At 71.3% G+C, this 16,519-nt stretch carries 14 protein-coding genes and 1 pseudogene; 6 read left to right on the top strand and 9 right to left on the bottom strand.

The window, feature by feature from the left end; translation table 11 throughout:
* Positions 1-66 precede the first annotated feature (66 nt).
* From ACFYYH_RS13430 to ACFYYH_RS13415, 4 genes are read left to right on the top strand one after another with little or no spacing between them, the layout of a single operon-like run.
* Positions 67-429: an STAS domain-containing protein gene (locus tag ACFYYH_RS13430; RefSeq protein WP_388549817.1), complete on the top strand. Its 363-nt coding sequence runs from the start codon at positions 67-69 to the stop codon at positions 427-429.
* Positions 429-1,112, top strand: coding sequence for a response regulator transcription factor (locus tag ACFYYH_RS13425; RefSeq protein ID WP_388549815.1), 684 nt, complete (start codon positions 429-431; stop codon positions 1,110-1,112). Before ACFYYH_RS13430 ends, ACFYYH_RS13425 begins: the two co-directional genes overlap by 1 nt.
* Positions 1,109-2,248, top strand: a complete 1,140-nt coding sequence (locus tag ACFYYH_RS13420; protein WP_388549812.1) for a PAS domain S-box protein — start codon at positions 1,109-1,111, stop codon at positions 2,246-2,248. The genes ACFYYH_RS13425 and ACFYYH_RS13420 overlap by 4 nt, the downstream gene beginning before the upstream one ends.
* A complete protein-coding gene (locus ACFYYH_RS13415; protein ID WP_388549809.1) occupies positions 2,245-2,676 on the top strand; it encodes a response regulator transcription factor in 432 nt (143 codons plus the stop codon). The genes ACFYYH_RS13420 and ACFYYH_RS13415 overlap by 4 nt, the downstream gene beginning before the upstream one ends.
* 329 nt (positions 2,677-3,005) lie before the next feature.
* Here ACFYYH_RS13415 and ACFYYH_RS13410 read toward each other — a convergent pair whose 3' ends face one another.
* From ACFYYH_RS13410 to ACFYYH_RS13385, 6 genes and pseudogenes are all read right to left on the bottom strand, one after another.
* On the bottom strand, positions 3,006-3,377 hold the full coding sequence (locus ACFYYH_RS13410; RefSeq protein ID WP_388549807.1) for an STAS domain-containing protein: 372 nt from the start codon (positions 3,375-3,377) through the stop codon (positions 3,006-3,008).
* Complete coding sequence (locus ACFYYH_RS13405) at positions 3,374-4,633, bottom strand: PP2C family protein-serine/threonine phosphatase (RefSeq protein ID WP_388550440.1); 1,260 nt, start codon at positions 4,631-4,633, stop codon at positions 3,374-3,376. Before ACFYYH_RS13405 ends, ACFYYH_RS13410 begins: the two co-directional genes overlap by 4 nt.
* An 830-nt stretch (positions 4,634-5,463) precedes the next feature.
* The gene (locus tag ACFYYH_RS13400; protein ID WP_388549805.1) at positions 5,464-6,579 is read right to left on the bottom strand and encodes a MerR family transcriptional regulator; all 1,116 of its coding nucleotides are present in this window, start codon (positions 6,577-6,579) and stop codon (positions 5,464-5,466) included.
* Between the two features lie 483 nt (positions 6,580-7,062).
* Positions 7,063-7,321 (bottom strand): annotated as a pseudogene (locus ACFYYH_RS13395) (IS5/IS1182 family transposase); the annotation flags it as partial.
* Between the two features lie 110 nt (positions 7,322-7,431).
* The gene (locus tag ACFYYH_RS13390; RefSeq protein ID WP_388549802.1) at positions 7,432-8,331 is read right to left on the bottom strand and encodes a phytanoyl-CoA dioxygenase family protein; all 900 of its coding nucleotides are present in this window, start codon (positions 8,329-8,331) and stop codon (positions 7,432-7,434) included.
* Positions 8,318-10,249: a prolyl oligopeptidase family serine peptidase gene (locus ACFYYH_RS13385; RefSeq protein ID WP_388549800.1), complete on the bottom strand. Its 1,932-nt coding sequence runs from the start codon at positions 10,247-10,249 to the stop codon at positions 8,318-8,320. Before ACFYYH_RS13385 ends, ACFYYH_RS13390 begins: the two co-directional genes overlap by 14 nt.
* A 470-nt stretch (positions 10,250-10,719) precedes the next feature.
* Between ACFYYH_RS13385 and ACFYYH_RS13380 the strand changes: the two genes are divergently transcribed.
* Positions 10,720-11,955 carry an MFS transporter gene (locus ACFYYH_RS13380; protein ID WP_388549798.1) on the top strand — a complete coding sequence of 412 codons (1,236 nt, stop codon included), beginning with the start codon at positions 10,720-10,722 and terminating at the stop codon, positions 11,953-11,955.
* Here ACFYYH_RS13380 and ACFYYH_RS13375 read toward each other — a convergent pair.
* From ACFYYH_RS13375 to ACFYYH_RS13365, 3 genes are read right to left on the bottom strand one after another with little or no spacing between them, the layout of a single operon-like run.
* The gene (locus ACFYYH_RS13375) at positions 11,941-12,918 is read right to left on the bottom strand and encodes an NAD-dependent epimerase/dehydratase family protein (protein ID WP_388549795.1); all 978 of its coding nucleotides are present in this window, start codon (positions 12,916-12,918) and stop codon (positions 11,941-11,943) included. The two genes, ACFYYH_RS13380 and ACFYYH_RS13375, sit on opposite strands and share 15 nt — an antisense overlap.
* Before the next feature lie 58 nt (positions 12,919-12,976).
* On the bottom strand, positions 12,977-13,810 hold the full coding sequence (locus ACFYYH_RS13370) for a bifunctional 5,10-methylenetetrahydrofolate dehydrogenase/5,10-methenyltetrahydrofolate cyclohydrolase (RefSeq protein ID WP_388549792.1): 834 nt from the start codon (positions 13,808-13,810) through the stop codon (positions 12,977-12,979).
* Positions 13,807-14,430 (bottom strand): cyclodeaminase/cyclohydrolase family protein, encoded by a 624-nt coding sequence (locus tag ACFYYH_RS13365; protein ID WP_388549790.1) that lies wholly within the window; start codon positions 14,428-14,430, stop codon positions 13,807-13,809. Before ACFYYH_RS13365 ends, ACFYYH_RS13370 begins: the two co-directional genes overlap by 4 nt.
* 200 nt (positions 14,431-14,630) lie before the next feature.
* On the opposite strand from ACFYYH_RS13365, the gene ACFYYH_RS13360 reads away from it, so the two are divergent.
* The gene (locus ACFYYH_RS13360; protein WP_388549788.1) at positions 14,631-16,514 is read left to right on the top strand and encodes a carbamoyltransferase; all 1,884 of its coding nucleotides are present in this window, start codon (positions 14,631-14,633) and stop codon (positions 16,512-16,514) included.
* Positions 16,515-16,519: the final 5 nt, after the last annotated feature.

Below are 16,519 nucleotides of genomic sequence, written 5' to 3'. Positions count from 1 at the left end.
GGTGTTCCCTTCTAGTGCAGATTCACTATTCTGTACTGGTGCCCACCACCCAGGCAGGGACTACACATGAGAGAAGACGTCATGGTGACCGACCCGTTGTTCCAGGTCAGCACCACGCTCGACGGCGACGTGCCCGGCCTCTGGCTCGTCGGCGAGCTGGACCTGGACGGCACCGCGACCTTGCGTGCCGCCCTCGCCGACTGCTTCGCGCGGCGGTCCGACCGTGTCGTGCTCAACCTGTGGGGCCTGCGCTTCTGCGACTGCGCGGGGCTGAACGTGTTCCTGGAGGCCAAGGCCACGGCGGACAGGATCGGCACCGAGCTGTATGTGGAGGGGGCCCGCGCGCAGGTGGCCCGGCTGTTCGCCCTCTCCGGCGCCGACGAGCTGTTCGCCAGGAGTGTGCAGCGTCTACCACCGAGGACCGCCTGATGCCTTCGCCACCGCAGACCGCACCGGATACCGTGCCGCGCACCACCGGTACGCACATCACCATCCTGCTCGTCGAGGACCACGACATGGTGGCCGAGGCGATCCGGCTGGCCCTGGACCGCACCGACGACCTGGAGGTGATCGGCCGCAGCCTGTCCGTGAAGGACGCGCTGGCCGACGCCGCCCGGCTGCGCCCCGCCGTGGTGGTGCTGGACCGGCGCCTGCCCGACGGCGACGGCATCGCCGCCATCCCCACGCTCAAGGCCGCCGCGCCCGGCACCCGGGTACTGGTGCTGACCGGCGAGGCGACCCCGGCGGCCGCCGCCGACGTCGCCGGGGCCGGCGGTTCGGGACTCATCCTCAAGGCCGGCCACCTGGGCGAACTCCAGGACGCCGTACGCCTGGTGGCAGAGGGTGAAGTGGCCTACAGCAAGGGCCTGCTCAGCGGGGCGCTGGACCGGCTGACCGGCCGGACCGCCGACCTGGGCGCCACCCTCACCCCGCGCGAGCGCGAGACCCTCGGCCTGCTCGGCGAAGGCCTGGGCACCGCCGAGATCAGCCGGCGGCTCGGCGTCGCCCTCAACACCGCGAGGAACCACGTCCAGCGGGTCCTGGAGAAGCTCGGCGCCCGCTCCCAGCTGGAGGCGGTCACCGTGGCCCGCCGCGAGGGCCTGCTCCCATGACCGGGAACAGCCCCGGCGGACAGGCGGGCACCCCCGCCCAGGCCGAGACGGCGTTCACCCTGCTGGTCAAGAGCGTCCTCGACTACGGCATCTTCATGCTCGACCCCCAGGGCTACGTGTCCACCTGGAACGCCGGCGCCGAGCGCATCAAGGGCTACCGCGCCGAGGACATCATCGGCAAGCACTTCTCGGTCTTCTACCCCTCCGAGGACATCGCCGCCCGCAAACCCCACCTGGAGCTGGAGGCGGCCATCGCCGACGGCCGCCTGGAGGACGAGGGCTGGCGCATCCGCAAGGACGGCTCCCGCTTCTGGGCCAACGTCGTGATCACCGCCCTCTTCGACGAGACCGGCGAACTGCGCGGCTTCGGCAAGGTCACCCGGGACATGACCGAGCGCCGCGCCGCCGAACAGGCGCTCAGCGAACGCCGCCGCCTGTTCGCCCACCTGGTGCAGGCACAGGAACTGGAACGCCGCCGCATCGCCTGGGACGTGCACGACGACTCCATCCAGGCCATGGTCGCCGTCGGCATGCGGCTGCAGCTCCTCGCCGACCAGGCGGGCGAGCCCCACGCGAGTGAACTCTCCGAGCTCGACGCCTCGGTGCGCGAGGCGGTGGGCCGCCTGCGCAACCTCACCTTCCGGCTCCAGCCGCCCGGCATCGACCGGCACGGCCTGGTCGAGTCGCTGTCCCAGCACCTCAACGACGTGGTCAGGAGCTGGGGACTTGAGCCCTCCCTGGAACACACCCTGAAGAAGGAACCCGCCCCCGAGACCGCGATCACCATCTTCCGCATCGTCCAGGAAGCGCTGCTGAACGTGCGCAAGCACGCCCGAGCGCGCACCGTACGGGTCAGCGTCACCACCGAGGACCGCGGCCTGCTGGTGCGGGTGGCCGACGACGGCACCGGTCGCCCGGCGGTCGCCCCCACGCTGCACGAGCACTTCGGGCTGATGGAGATGCGCGAGCGGGCCGAGACCGCCGGCGGCTGGTGGACGCTGCGCAGCGAGCCCGGCACCGGCACCACCGTCGAGTTCTGGCTGCCCGACCTGCCGGCCGGCCAGCTCGACGAACCCCTGCCCGGCGCACCCACCAGGATCTTCGACTCCCGGACCGCCCCCCAGGGACCTCCGTGACCCGCCCCGCCACACCCAAAGGCCCCCTGCGGGTGCTGATCTGCGACGACAACGACATGCTGCGCGCGGTGCTGGTGAAGGTCGTCGAGGCCCAGCCCGACCTCACCCTGACCGGCAGCGCGGCCGACGCCGACGAGGCGATCCGGCTCGCCATCGCCCGACGCCCGCACGTCGTGGTGCTCGACGTGCGCTTTCCCGGCGGCGGCCCGTACACCGCCCAGCAGATCATCCGCGCCGTCCCCGGCGTGCGCATCCTGGTGTTCTCCGCCTATGGCGACCAGGGCGCGCGCACCGAGATGGCCGCGGTCGGCGTCGCGGGATACCTCGTCAAGGGCGTCAGCAACGCCCAACTGCTGGCCGTGGTCCGGGCCCTGGGCGCCGAAGCCCTCACCTCCATGACCTCCCTCGCCGAGGCGGATCCGGCGTAACCACGAGGCGGATCCGGCGTAACCGCCGGCCGCCGGTTCGGGAGGCCGAGGGCGCGAGGGGCCGCGGCGGCTGCGGCGGGGGTGTGCGCGGGATCCGCGCGACAACGGTGAAGCCCCCGTCGCGCGGGCCGTTCTCCACCAGGACCTCCGCGACGGCAGCCGGGACGGCCCACCACGGATTCACCATGCTCAGACCGGTGGCCGTCACCGCGGCCGCTGTTCAGAAGGCTCCCCGGACCAAGAGCCTGCCGGGAGACAGCCGTCCCGCTCGGAGTCCCCCTGCTGATCGCCAGCGGCGAGGGGCGGCCCCGGGCCGGAGCGGCGATCCGTCAGGTGGCGGGCGGAGCGCCTGGAGCGGGCGGCTCCTGCCAGGCTTCGGCCAGGCTGGCGTGGATGGTGAATATTCTCCCGGCGCCGGTGGTGGTGAGCAGGCGCAGCATCTGCGGGGGCGGTGCGGCCAGGACGAGCCGGCCGCCGGCCTCCTGGGCGCGGCGGTGGAGCCGGATGAGGGTGTTGAGGCCGGAGGAGTCGCAGAAGGTGACACCGGCGAGGTCCACCATCACGGTGGGATGGCCGCCGAGGACGTCGTCCACTCTGCGGTAGAGGACGGGGGCGGTGTGCAGGTCGAGGTTCCCGGCCACCGTGAAGGCGGCCGCCTGATCGCGGGTGCCGGCGATCTCGACGCGCAGCGCGGCGGTCATGGCCGGCTGCTCCCGGGCTCGACGGGGCTGACGGCGGGGTCGCGGGAGGGCAGCCCGGTCAGGGCGGCCGCCGGTTCGGTGTCGTCCAGAGCGGGGCCGAGCCATTCGCACATCACCACGGTGGCGTCGTCCTGAAGGTGCCCGTCGTGGTAGTCGAGGACGGCGTGGACCAGGCGGCGCAGGGTTTCGGGGACGGGCAGGCCCTCGGCGTGGTGGCGGATGAGGAAGTCGGTGAAGCGGTCGACGCCGAACTCGCTGTCGTCGGGGCCGCGGGCCTCGGTGATGCCGTCGGTGTAGAGCACGATGCGGTCGCCTGGTCGCAGCCGCTGGCGGCAGACGGTGCTGGCCAGCCCGAGGCCGGTGCCCATGGGGTGGGCCGGGGGGCACCTGAGGTGGCTGGTCCACCGGGTTCCCCGGAGGATGACCGGCGGGTGGTGGCCGCGGTTGACCCAGCTCAGCTCGCCGGTACGGGTGTCGAGGGTGGCGAGGATGCCGGTGGCGTAGCGCCGCCGGTCGTACTGGCCGATCAGCGCGGCCTCCACCGCTTCGCCCTGGGCGACGAGACCGGCGCCCTGTCTGCGGGCGTTACGGCAGGCCCCCAGGGCGAGGGTCGCGCACAGGCCGGCGGCGGTGTCATGGCCCATCGCGTCGAAGAGTGTCAGATGGACCAGGGGGCCGTCGAGGGCGTACTCGTACACGTCGCCGCTGATCCGGTAGGCCGGTTCCAGCGACGCGGAGATCACGACCCGCCCGTCGGCGTACGAACGCGGCACCATCAGGTTCCACGCCATCTCCGCCGCGACAGTCATCGGCTCGGTCCGCATCAGCCGGGCCAGTGTGTCGCTGGACGTCCGCTTGGCGACGATCAGCATCGCCAGCAGCGCGGCGAGACGGTCGACGTCCTCCCGGGCGCGGGCATCGTCGTAGGCGGAGCGCACGCGCAGCAGTCCCAGGCGCTCGGTACCGTCCACCAGGGGCACCCACCAGTCGGCGCGTCCCGCCTCCCGCGGTGCGGCGGACGTGAGACGCCCGTACTGATACGCCCGTCCGGGCACCGTGTCCTCGATCCGGATGTCCCGTTCGGTGTCCGGCGGCACCCCGCCGGGGCCGGCCAGCAGATGCAGTCCCTGGCGGTCGAGATCCGCCACGTAGATGAGCACGCCGGTGAAACCCGCGGCCCGGGCATGCTCGCCCACCTTCTCCGGCAACGCGTCGAGGAGCATCAGATGGCTGGCGTTCAGCAGACCGGCGAACATCGCCCGCCCGCCCGCCTCACGGTCCGCATCCACACCCTGCTCCCTCTCCTCGCCCGGCCGTCCCCTCGTACCTCTGGTACCCAGGGCCCAACCGCACCACAGGAGGGCGGCGGACACCAACGGAGCCGGCCGCGGCTTGGGGCGCCCCGATGAAGCCCGGCCCGGAGGCGTTCACGGAGGCCGATCCCAACACCGGAATCCGTGGGATGCTCGCGCACCCCAGAACCATCTCGGGCCGGCCCGTAGGGCAGCGGGCTGTGCCGTGCCCGGCGGTTGCGCCGCGAGGGGGACCGTCCGGCGGGACAGGGGACGAAGTCACCGCGCCAGACGCCCGGACGTGACCGTGGCCGGGCCGGGCCGGGGGAGCCGACCAGGAGCGGCGAGGGTGCGGGACAGACCCACGGGAGCGCGAGGCCCGCATGGTTGATCCGATGCACTGGAACGCTCGCCGGAGCGAGGGGAACGCCTGGAGCAACTCACCGGCGCGGTCCGGCCGCGAGCGGCGCCGTACCCGTACCCGTCCCCGAAGCCGCCGCCGGCCCGGCTCAGCTCACGGCAGCACCCCTGACGGGTGGACCTGGCCGGTCTCCTGTACGCACTCGACCAGGAAGCCGGCCACGATCCCCGTGGCCGGTACGCCCTGCCACCTGCGAGGCACCCCTGCTTGAGGTACCGGTTCACCACCGCCACTGCCACCAGCCGCCCGAGGACGTACCCGGACTCGCAGTCGGCGTGCTCATCGGGCACGACGCTGAAGTGGTCGGCCCGCGCGGCAACATCTGTTGATTGCGGCGGGTCAGTTCCCTTGCGGCGTTCTCGCACACGATGGTTCAGGCCACGAGCAGGCGGAGACCGAGCTCTGCCGCGTCGAGGGCGACGAGGTCGCGGTTGCGCTCGGCCCACCTGCCCGAGGAAAGGTCGTCGCGGAGTCGGTTCACCGCCCGCTGTTCGGCCTCCGGCCCCACTCTGGTCCACACCGATACCGCGCGGCGCACCTGTTCGTCCAGATACGCCTCGGGCCGACGCCAGTGGGCCTCGAAGAAGCCGTCAGCACAGTCCCACGGAATGAGCACCGGCTCCATACGGGCCCCGATCGCGCGGGCCAGCTGGTCCACCGAGGGCCGGCCGGCGACCAGACCGGCGACCTCGGGCAGGTAGTCGCGGGTGAGCCAGAACCGGTGACGCCAGCCGGTGTCACTGGCGTCGTGCGTGAACACCACCACGCGCCGCGCCACGCGTCGCATCTCGCGCAGCCCGGCGATCGGGTCCTGCCAGTGATGGACGGTGCTGAAGGCCATCGCGGCGTCGAAGGACCGGTCCTCGAACGGGAGGCTCTCCGCGGCGGCGGCCACGCACGGCGCCGCGCCGGCGGGACGCTGCGCCCGCATGACCGCCGACGGTTCCACCGCGGTGACGTCACGGCCGGGGGGCTCGTAGGAGCCGGTCCCGGCCCCGACGTTCAGTACCGTCCGTGCGTCCCCGAGCGCATCCCAGACCTTCGCGGCGATCCGCGGCTCGGTGCGCCGCGTCGCTGGGTAAGCGGACCCGATGGTGTCGTACAACTGCGCGCCGAACACTTTCAGTTGTTCCTCCGGCGTCGTCCTGATCCCCATGGCCCGTGCCTCCAGTTCCCTGTCTATGGCCGTCACCATGGCAGCGGCGCGCTCGCGCTGTTCCAGCAGCAGGCCGCGCAGCCGGCGCAGGTGTGCGACCGCGTCGGTGGCCGGGTCGTCAACCAGATTCGCGATCTCGCGCAGCCCGAAGCCCAGCCGCCGGTAGGCGAGCACCTCCCGCAGTCGCTCCACGTCGCCCGCCGAGTAGGCCCGGTAGCCGGCCGAGGTCCGCGCGGACGGCTCCACGAGGCCGATCTGGTCATAGTGATGCAGCGTGCGGACGCTCACACCGGCCAGCTCGGCCACACGTCCCACGGTCAGGTGCTCCTCCACGCCCCCGACTATGTGCCATGACGCCACGTGAGGGTCAAACGCTTTCGCTCCCGGTCGCGCGCCTGGCTGTCCATGACAGGCTCCCCGTGCGTCAACCGCCGCGCATGGCACGCACGCCCGACAGCATCCCGCCCGACACCGACTGCCCGCGCCAGGAGAGCCGCCACCTGAGACAGCGCGACGTTCTGGCCACACACGCCGCACCCACGATCACGGGCCAGTGTCTTCGACCGAACAGCAGTAGGTGATCACCGGGAGGGCAGGGGGCCAGCGGGAGTGGCCGCCCGGACGGCGATGTCGGCGGTGCGCAGGTGCAGGGCCCCGGGGATGCGAGCCCGCGACCGACCACGACGCTCAGCTCTCGGCCCTGTTCTCGTAGAGCCGCTACCGCTAGGGTCTTTCGTCTGGATCATCGGGCTGACCACCGGAAGATGCCCGCGACGCGGAGGCCGGCCAGGTGGGTCGTGGCGGTCTCTCGTCGCGGGTGGGCAAGGCCGCGCCACTGCTCCAGGCGGTGGATGCACCGCTCGACGGTGTTGCGTTGTTGCGTTGTTCGTATGCCTCGGGGTCGAAGGCCGGGGCTCTGCCGCCTCGGCTGCCGCGCCGCGGCCGGTGGCCCCCGCCGGTCCGCCGGGACGGGGATCACCGCCCGGACACCACACGTGCGCAGGTGCTCACCAACGGCGCGAGAGGAGTACGCCTTGTCCGCCGGAACCACGTCCGGCCTCCGAACGGAACGGCCTCACCGGCCGTGTGGCGTCGCGGATCCGCCGATGGCGAATCGCCTTTGGCCGGGGCGCCGGCCGCTCCGGACGGAAGGACATCCCCGTGACTGACGCAGCGTCAAGTCCTTTATCGGTGAGCCGCCTTGGCGGCGGGCGGCCAAACGAGCGGGCAGATCTCGGGGTCGGCGTAGTCGGGCTCGCCGTTGGGGAGGGGCCTGACGAACTGGTCGTGCACGTAGGCCGCCGGGGTCCCGTCGTCGTCGTTCGCAGCCCGGTAGTGGTTGGCCTCGTCCTGATAATGGATGCTGATCGCATTGCGTGCGGTCGCGGCAAGGTTGGCACCGCTGCCGTGCATGGTGAGGGGATGGTGGAAACTCACCTGACCGCGCTTGAGCTCGATCCGCTGGACATCCACCCTCACGTCCTTGGACCTGAGGGACTCGAGCCGGTCCCAGAGCGCGTCATGGTCCTGGGTGATGAAGGTCTTCGCCGCACGCAGCGCCCGGATCTCGTCGGTGTCGGGCCAGCTGTGACTGCCGCTCAGCACCGTCAGCGTCCCCATCGACACCGTGGTGTCCTGCAACGGCACCCATGCCGTGGTCATTCGGTCCGAGGAGCAGGTCGCCCAGTAGGCCCGGTCGCAGTGCCAGCCCACCTGCGCGTACTGCTCCGCCGCGCCCGGACGCTTCCTGATGAGCGCCGTGTTGAAGATCCGGAGCCGGCGGCTGCCGGAGAGCAGCGCGGCGATCTGCGCGAGGGCTGGAAAGGACGCCAGGTCGGCCATGGCCCGGTACTGCAGGGCTATGTACTGGTTGAGTCGTGTCGGTCGGGGCTCTCCGGGCGGCCAGGCGAGGAACTCCCGCAGGCGCTGCGGAATATGGATGTCGCGGTGGTCGCCGTCGAGGTCACGCAGCACCTCGTCCGCGCGGTTGAGGAGCTCTTCGGGGAGGACGGTGCCGGTTGCGTACCAGCCGTGCCGGCGGTAGAAGGCGACGGCCTCGGCGCCGGGGGTGTCACTGGTGACCATGGGCGGAGCTCTCCTTCGAACGAGGGGCGAGTGCCTGCTGGAGGAAGTGACTCTGCGACCGCATCACGCCCTCGATCATGGCGTGCGGTGTCCGGTGCGTTGCGGCCGAGAGCGGTAGCACGGTGTGCGGGCGCCCGGCGACGAGCAGGGCGTGGGAAAGACGAAGAGTGTGTGCCGCCACCACGTTGTCGTCGGCCAGGCCGTGGATCAGCATCAGCGGGCGGCGCAGGGAGGCGGCCTCGGTGAGCGGGGAGTTGGCGGCGTACACCTCCGCCCGGCCGTCCGGGTGTCCGAGATACCGTTCGGTGTAGAAGGTGTTGTACAGACGGCGGTCCGTCACCGGAGCGCCGGCCACCGCGGCGTGGAAGACATCCGGGCGGCGCAGCACGGCGAGGAGCGCGAGGTATCCGCCGTGTGACCAGCCGCGGATCGCCACCCGGTCCAGATCCAGGAGGCCGGGAAACCGTGCGGCGGTCGCGTGCAGGGCGTCCACTTGGTCCTCCACGTTCATCCGGGCCTCGTCGAAGCGGATCGACCTGTCCCAGGCCGGTCCCCGGCCGGGGGTGCCGCGGCCGTCGGCGATGAGGACGGCGAAGCCCTGCTCGGCGAACCACTGGGAGAACAGGTACTTGTCGTGTGCCGCCAGCACGCGCTGTGCCGCTGGCCCGCCGTAGGGGTCGAGGAGGACCGGCAGGCTCCCGGCTTCCGGGCGATGGCCGGTGGGCAGCAGCACCGCGCATCTGAGTTCTCTGGCGCCTACGGTGAGCAGGCGCGGGCGGGGCAGGAGAACGGGCGTCTCCGCGGTGTTCGTCAGAGTGCCTGTGTGCCGGCCCCCGGTGTGCACCTCGACGACCGAGCCGGGGCGGTGCGGCGACTGCGAGACGGTGACCAGCACGCGGCCGGACCGGGTGGCGTGGTGGATCCCCGGAGTACGGGTCAGTTGGCGGGTACCGCCCTCCGGTCCGCAGACGTGGACGTGGATCTGCGTCGGATCGCCGGCGCTTGCGCTGAACAGCACGTCGTCGCAAACGTCGAGCAGGGCGCGGACCTGGAGGCCGTCCGGGGTCACCGGCTTGTCGTCGACCAGCAGCCGGTACGCTCCCCGGCGCACCGCGACGCGGACCAGCCTGCCGTTCCTGGTCCAGGCCGGGGCGCCCGGGACGACCCTCACCCAGTCGGGGTCGGTGTCCGCTGCCCGCACCGTGGTCGTGCCGTCCTCCGCCACCGAGAGGACCTGCAGGGTGCGCTGGTCGCGTGACTGGACTTGGAGCAGGGCCGGGCCGTGCGGAGACCAGTGGACCGCGCTCAGATAGGGCAGGGCGGTCTCGTCCCAGCGGATCCGGTGGCGGGTGCCGTCCAGAGCGACGCGCCACAGCGTGACCTTGGCGTTGGCGGTACCGGCCACAGGATAGGCGACGCGTGCGGGCGGGCGGTGGGGCGCGGCCAGGTCGGACAGGTACCACGTGGTCACCTCGCTTGTGTCGACCCGGGTGACCAGCAGGCTCGCCCCGTCGGGAGCCCACCAGAAACCACGAGTGCGGCCCATCTCCTCGGCCGCGACGAATTCCGCCAGCCCCCAGGTGATGCCGGGCCCTTCGGGCTCGGTCAGGGCGGCATCCGGTCCGTGCGCCGACGTCACGCGCAGGGCACCGTCGGCCACGTAGGCGATCTGGGAACCGGTCGGATCGAGATGGGGGCCGACCGCGCCGGGGGCCGCCTGGATCTCCCGGATCCGGCCCGTTCCGAGGTCCGCGTGGAAGAGCCTCCCCGACAGTGCGAACACGGCCGTCCGCACCGCGCTGTCGACCGTGAACGAGGTGATCCCGGCGGCGGACTCCCTGGTCCGCTCGCGGTGCGCATGCTCGGCCTGGGGCGGCTGGTCCCGCCCGCCGCGCAGCAGTTCACCCGGATCAGCCACCAGCCGCTCCCCCCGGGTATCTGTCTCGCGCACCCACAGGCAGGTCGAAGTGTCCGATCCGGTCCGCGTGCGGAGGAAAGCAATTCGGCCACCGTCAGGCGAGATCCGGAAATCCCGGGGCACCCCCAGGGTGAACTGGCCGGTTCGCGCGTACTGGGCGGGGAAGGTCTCCTCGGGATTCAACTCCCACTCCTGGTCCCGACTTTGAGTCTGTTGACGATGATGGGACAGCGGCATAGCATTCTGTCATGATCCGCAACCTGCTGGCCGAGCGAAGGTATCTCGACCTCGCGCGACTGAATTCATCCTACTGTCGCAGCTGTTGATGTGACCGCTGATTCAGAGCTTTCACCCGGCGTGCGTGAATTGCAGCATCCGGCAGGTGTAAGCCCGGCAGGTGTAAGCAGGGCAGGCCCCCGGCCGTAGCAGCGGCTCATTCATCCTGCCCACGCCTGCATTTGGTGCACAGGATGAGGGGGAGCGTGGCAGAGAAACTTCCGCGGGAAGTACGCGTACTGGTGGCGGCCGGATTTCTGGTATCGATCGGGTACGGATTTGTTGCGCCGGCAATACCGCTGTATGCACGCGGATTCGGTATCAGCTATGTCGCGGCAACCGCGGTGGTCAGTGTCTTCGCTGTCATGCGACTTGTGAGTTCGGCCCCGGCGGGGCAGGTGGTGAACCGGCTCGGCGAACGTGACAGCTACGTGCTCGGGCTCCTGGTCATCACCGTCTCCACCGGCGCCTGCGCCTTCGCGGCCGACTACTGGCAACTGGTGGTCTTCCGCGCCGTGTCGGGGCTCGGATCGGCCCTGTCCACAGTGGCGGGCGGCGTGCTGCTCGCCCGGACGGCACCGCCCCGGCTGCGAGGCCGGGCCTCGGGCGTGTACAGCACGTTCTTCGTCATGGGCGGGATCAGCGGGCCGCTGCTCGGAGCTGGACTGGTCGCTGTCGACCTGCGTACGCCTTTCCTGGTCTACGGCGCCACGCTGCTGCTCGCGGCCCTGTTGATGCTGGCCCTGGTACCCCGTCCGGGCCCGGTCGCTTCCGCCGCCGGCGGAGACCGGAAGCCGACCGCCGGCTTCGCCGAGACGCTCCGCCACCCGGCCTACCGGGCGGCCCTTGTCTCGAACTTCGCCAACGGCTGGATGGTCACGGGGGTCCGCATCTCGCTGATACCGCTGTTCGTGGTCGACGGGCTCGGCCGGGGCGCCGGCTGGGCGAGCACCTCGCTGGCCACCTTTGCCGCGGGCAACGCGGTGGTGCTGTTCAGCGCGGGGGTGTGGTCCGATCGCAGGGGCCGTAAGCCGCCTGTGGTGGCCGGCCTGCTGCTGGCGGGCGTCTCCACCGGTGTCATGGGGCTGACGGAGCATTTCCTGCTCTTCGCCGCAGTGTCCTTCGTGGCCGGTCTCGGCAGCGGCATGCTCACTCCGCCGCTCAACGCGGCGGTGGCGGACGTGCTGGGCCCTGGTGGCCGTGGCGGCCCTGTGCTGGCCGGCTTCCAGATGGCGGCGGACCTCGGCAGTGTGGTCGGGCCGCTGGTCGCCGGCGCGCTGGCGAGCGGGTTCTCCTTCGCCCTCGCCTTCGCGGTGACAGGGCTGTGGGCTCTGCTGAGTGTTCCACTGTGGGTACGGGCGCCGGAGACCCTCCCGGTCGCCGCCCCGCTCGGGGCACCGGATCAGCCGGACCCCCTACGCCTGAAGTAGCAGCTCCTCGCGCTCCCGGGTCAGCCAGGGCCGAGGCTGAAGCATCGCCCGGTGCCGTGGGGAGTGCGTCAGCCACGCCCAGGTGTCCGCCACCGTCTCCTCCACCGGGCGAAACCGCCCGCCCGCGGCGAGTACGCGGGTGACGTCCACGTCGTAGACATCCGCCTCGCCCGGACGTCGCGGAATCCAGAGCGGGAGCTCGCTCCACGGCTGGACACCGCGGTCGAGGAGCCGGTCATCGGCGATCCAGCTCAGTCTGGCGGACCCGCCGGTCACCGCACGGCACGCTTCCAGCAGCCGGCCCGTTGTGGCGTGGCCGGGGGGACAGACGACGTTGTACCCGCCGCCGAGCCGGGCCCGGCCCGCGTCCAGCACCCACGCGGCGAGGTCGCGGGCGTCCACGTACTGCAACTGCCGTCCGGTGGGGCCGGGAGCCAGGACATCGGTGTGGTCGTGCATCCGCAGCAGCCACCAGGGAAGCCGGCCGACGTATTCCCACGGGCCCACCACGAGCCCCGGCCGTGCCAGCAACGCCCGGTCGCCGAAGGCCGCCACCACCTCACGCTCGGCCATGGCCTTGCGTTCCGGGTAACCCGCCCCGTCGTCCGACCTGCCGGCCAGTAACGGCCGGGACTCGGTGAGCGGGGCGGGCGCGGGGTGCCGGTAGACCGTCAGGCTGGAGATGTAGCAGTAGTTCTCCACCGAGCCGGCGAGCAGCCGGGCACTGGCCCTGACGGCTGCTGACGGCCCCTGCCAGGTGTCCACCACCTGGTCCCAGCTCCGGCCACGCAGGGCCGCGAGGTCCTCGCGGCTCGTACGGTCGCCGGTGATGTGCTCCAGCGCGCCGGTCCTGGCGGGGCGGTCCCAGTTGAACGTCGTGACTGCCCAGCCCCGGGACAGGGCGGCCTCCACCACCGCCTTGCCCACGAAGGCCGAGCCCCCCAGCACCAACAACCGCCGCACGCGCCGGTGTTCCTTCCTTCGTCGTGTTCCCGGGGGCGCGGTTCGCCGGCCCCGCGGGTCAGCCCCGGGCGGCAGTCACCGTATGGCGCAGCAGGAGCGCCGTGGTGACCGGGCCGACTCCGCCGGGCACCGGGGTGAGGGAACCGGCGCGGCCCTGGGCGCCGACCGGGTCCACATCGCCGGCCAGGCCGCCGTCATCGGTGGGGTTGGTGCCCACATCGATCACTACCGCGCCCGGCTTGATGTGCTCGGCACCGACGAAGTGGGGCCTTCCGACCGCGACCACCAGGATGTCGGCCTCGGCGCACACGGCGGTCAGCTCTGCGGTGCGGGAGTGGCAGACCGTGACGGTGGCGTGCTCGTTGAGCAGCAGCAGTGCGGCGGGCTTGCCTACCACGGTCGACCGGCCGACCACCACCGTCCGGGCGCCCTCGAGCACGGCCTTCTCCCGGTGCAGCAGCTCCAGGACGGCCGCCGCGGTGGCGGGTGCGAAGGTCGGCAGGCCTGCGGCAAGCCGCCCAAGGCTGGTGGGACTTGCGCCGTCCACGTCCTTGCGCGGGTCGATATGGGCCGCCACCTCCTCGAGGAGCACCCCATCGGGCAGCGGGGTCTGGCAGATGATGCCGTGCACGGTGGGGTCGGCGGAGAGCTTCCTCAGCAGCTCCGCGACATCCTCCGCGTCCGGCTCGGCGAGATGTTCGACCCGGCTGGTCACCCCGGCCCTGGCCGCGGCCCGTTCGATCGAGCGCACGTACCAGGCGGTCGCCTCGTCCCGGGTGGGCACCACGATGGCCAGCGTCGGATCGGTGCCGGCGGCACGCAGCTCGGCTGCGGCGGCGGAGACCTCGGACATGATGTCGGCGGCCACGGCCCGCCCGTCGATGAGCTTCACTTCGCGATCCTCTCCCGGACCTCGGCAACGACGGCGTCGGCCTCGGCGGCGGCGGTCAGGGCGGAGGAGAGACGGGCCCGCACGGCCGCGCAGTGCCCTTCGTCCGTGAGGGCGGCGAGGTTGACCTCCACATTCACCGCCGCGGCGTCCAGGGCCGCCCGGGCAGAGGAGGCGGCCACGGCGACGTCCGACACGACGTTGGCATTGGAACCGGGCAGGATCCTCCGGGCGAGAGCGATCACCTCGGCGGCCAGTTCCGCGGTGCGCAGCGGCACGTCGGCGGCGCCGACCAGGGCCTGCTGGATGGCCGCGGTGCGCGCCCGCTTCTCGGCGTCAGTGGCCTTGGCGAGCTTGTAGGCGGCGATGACGGATCCGAAGGCGGCCGCGTCATCACCGGCCAGCCGGAGAGCCCTGCCGCGCAGTTCCTCCGCCTCGGCCAGCGCCGCGGTCAGCTCCTTCTCGTACTCCGCGTACTTGGGCCGTCCGACGGTCAGATTGCACACCATGGAGATCAGCGCAGCACCGACCGCGGCGTTCATCGCCGCCGCCGCACCTCCGCCGGGCGTGGACGACTCGGAGGCAAGTTCGTCGAGCCATCCGCCAACGGTGTGGTTCTGCATGCAGGCTCCCTCAAAGGGTCGGTACAGAGTAGGGCGAAGCAAAGCGTACACAGCTCACGAAGGTGCTACGGCGACGGTTTCGTGGGCCCGCCGGGGGGACCTGTCACCACGTTAATATGCCCACTACATGGGACACTTGTGACATATATGCTAGTTGGCTCGTACATGTTGCCGCAACAATCTGGCAATGTTCCGTGTATATGATTCAGATCAACATCAACAACGCCCAACTGTTCTCCTGCGCGCCATTCGGACGTTTCGTCACCCGAGAGGAATGGAGCACCACAGGTATGGGCCGTACGGCTGTATTAGGTTTCAGCGGACTTTCGCTGGCCAGGGGATTCAAGGAACGCAGTTGGCCCGGCCTCGAGCCGCGCGAGTACGCCATCGTGCAGGGCGCCGATGCGGCAGCCGCACTCTTAGTCGGCGGCCGGGTGGCCGCAGCCGCTGCCGAGGAACGGTTCGACGGAGTGAAACACTCCTCGTCCTTTCCGGCCGGTGCCGCACAGTTCGCCCTCGAAACCGCAGGGCTCAAGGCATCGCAAATAGACTTAGTGGCACACAGTTTCTCCTTCGGGTCCGAACGGGACTTCTATGTCGGGCAGAGCGACTATTACCGCGGCCTGTACGAAACAGCCCTCGACCCCGAAGTGAACAGGGCCGTCGCGGAACAGCACCTGGGCATCGACCTGACGGGCAGATTCCGCGCCGTGCCGCACCATGCGGCGCACGCCGCCAGCGCCTACTACCCCAGTGGTTACCGCGACGCGCTCGTGCTGGTGTCGGACGGACTCGGCGAGCGGCAGTCGGCGACCGTGTTCGCCGCGGGCACTTCCGGGCTGGAGCCCTTGGCCGAGGTACCCGCCCACTCCTCGCTCGGACTGCTCTACGGGCTGTTCACCCTCTACCTCGGGTTCGCCTTCGGAGACGGCGAGTACAAGGTGATGGGGCTGGCGCCCCACGGTGACGCCACCCGTCACGTCGGGACCATCCTGCGGGACTGGGTGCACCTGGACTCCGGCGGCCGCTACTTCGTGCCGCTGCTGCTCGAGAACGTCAGCGACCTCGACAAGGAGACCTATGGCGCGGCACTGGCCTGCATCGAGCGGGAGTTCGGGCCCCGCAGAGACCCGGATGAGCCGATCGAGCAGCGCCACAAGGACATTGCCGCGGCCCTCCAGGCTGTCCTGCAACGCGCTCAGCTCCACCAGCTGTCCCACTACCGCCGGGAGACCGGTCTCGCCCGGCTCTGCCTGGCCGGGGGAGTGGCGCTGAACTGCGCCGCCAACGGAGTGCTGCTGCGCAGCGGTCTGTTCGAGGACATCTATGTTCAGCCCGCCTCCGGCGATGACGGTGCGGCCCTGGGCGCCGCCTATGTCGCCGCCGTGGAGTCCGGTGAACGCCCCGAGCCCGTCACAGGTACCGCCTACGGGCCCGCCTACGGGCCGCAGGCCTGCGAGCAGGCGGCAGCCGCCGAGCCCGGCCTCCGCATTCGCCGCGCCACTGATGATGCCGAACTGGCCGGTCTGACCGCGCGGCTCATCGCTGACGGCCGGATCGTCGGCTGGTTCCAGGGCGCGATGGAGTTCGGCCCGAGAGCACTCGGGCACCGCAGCATCCTCGCCGACCCGCGGGTGGCCGGCATGCGGGAGCGGATCAACGCACTGGTCAAGAAACGGGAGTCGTTTCGGCCCTTCGCTCCGGCCGTCACCGACGAAGCCACCGCCACACTCTTCGAGATCGAGCCGGAAGACGTCCACCGTTTCGCCGAGATGCTGTTCGTCGGCTACGTACGCCCGGAGTACGCGGAGCAGCTGCCCGCCATCACCCACGTCGACGGCTCGGCCCGGGTCCAGAGCGTCTCGCGCCGCACCTCGCCGCTGTTCTGGTCGCTCATCGAGGAGTTCGGCGAGCTCACCGGCCTGCCGGTCGTGCTGAACACCTCCTTCAACGTCGCCGGCCAGCCCATCGTGCGAACACCCGACGAGGCTGTGCGGACTTTCCTCACCGCCGGCCTGGACGCGCTCGTGCTCGGCCGCCTCGTCATCACCCGGGCCGCCACGGAGCACCGCGCGGCGAGCTGAGCCTG

Origin of the sequence: Streptomyces sp. NPDC002018 (assembly GCF_042890865.1) — a bacterium.
In the GTDB taxonomy this organism is placed as follows: Bacteria; Actinomycetota; Actinomycetes; order Streptomycetales; family Streptomycetaceae; genus Streptomyces.
Note: the sequence above shows the minus strand (reverse complement) of the source record. Positions and strands in the feature narration are given on the sequence as shown.

Bases quoted from the DNA above. Each gene is read 5' to 3' on its own strand.
- ACFYYH_RS13430 (WP_388549817.1), top strand. From the start codon at position 67: ATGAGAGAAGACGTCATGGTGACCGACCCGTTGTTCCAGGTCAGCACC.
- ACFYYH_RS13425 (WP_388549815.1), top strand. From the start codon at position 429: ATGCCTTCGCCACCGCAGACCGCACCGGATACCGTGCCGCGCACCACC.
- ACFYYH_RS13420 (WP_388549812.1), top strand. From the start codon at position 1,109: ATGACCGGGAACAGCCCCGGCGGACAGGCGGGCACCCCCGCCCAGGCC.
- ACFYYH_RS13410 (WP_388549807.1), bottom strand. From the start codon at position 3,377: ATGACCGCCGCGCTGCGCGTCGAGATCGCCGGCACCCGCGATCAGGCG.
- ACFYYH_RS13405 (WP_388550440.1), bottom strand. From the start codon at position 4,633: ATGTTCGCCGGTCTGCTGAACGCCAGCCATCTGATGCTCCTCGACGCG.
- ACFYYH_RS13390 (WP_388549802.1), bottom strand. From the start codon at position 8,331: ATGGTCACCAGTGACACCCCCGGCGCCGAGGCCGTCGCCTTCTACCGC.
- ACFYYH_RS13380 (WP_388549798.1), top strand. From the start codon at position 10,720: ATGAGGGGGAGCGTGGCAGAGAAACTTCCGCGGGAAGTACGCGTACTG.
- ACFYYH_RS13365 (WP_388549790.1), bottom strand. From the start codon at position 14,430: ATGCAGAACCACACCGTTGGCGGATGGCTCGACGAACTTGCCTCCGAG.
- ACFYYH_RS13360 (WP_388549788.1), top strand. From the start codon at position 14,631: ATGATTCAGATCAACATCAACAACGCCCAACTGTTCTCCTGCGCGCCA.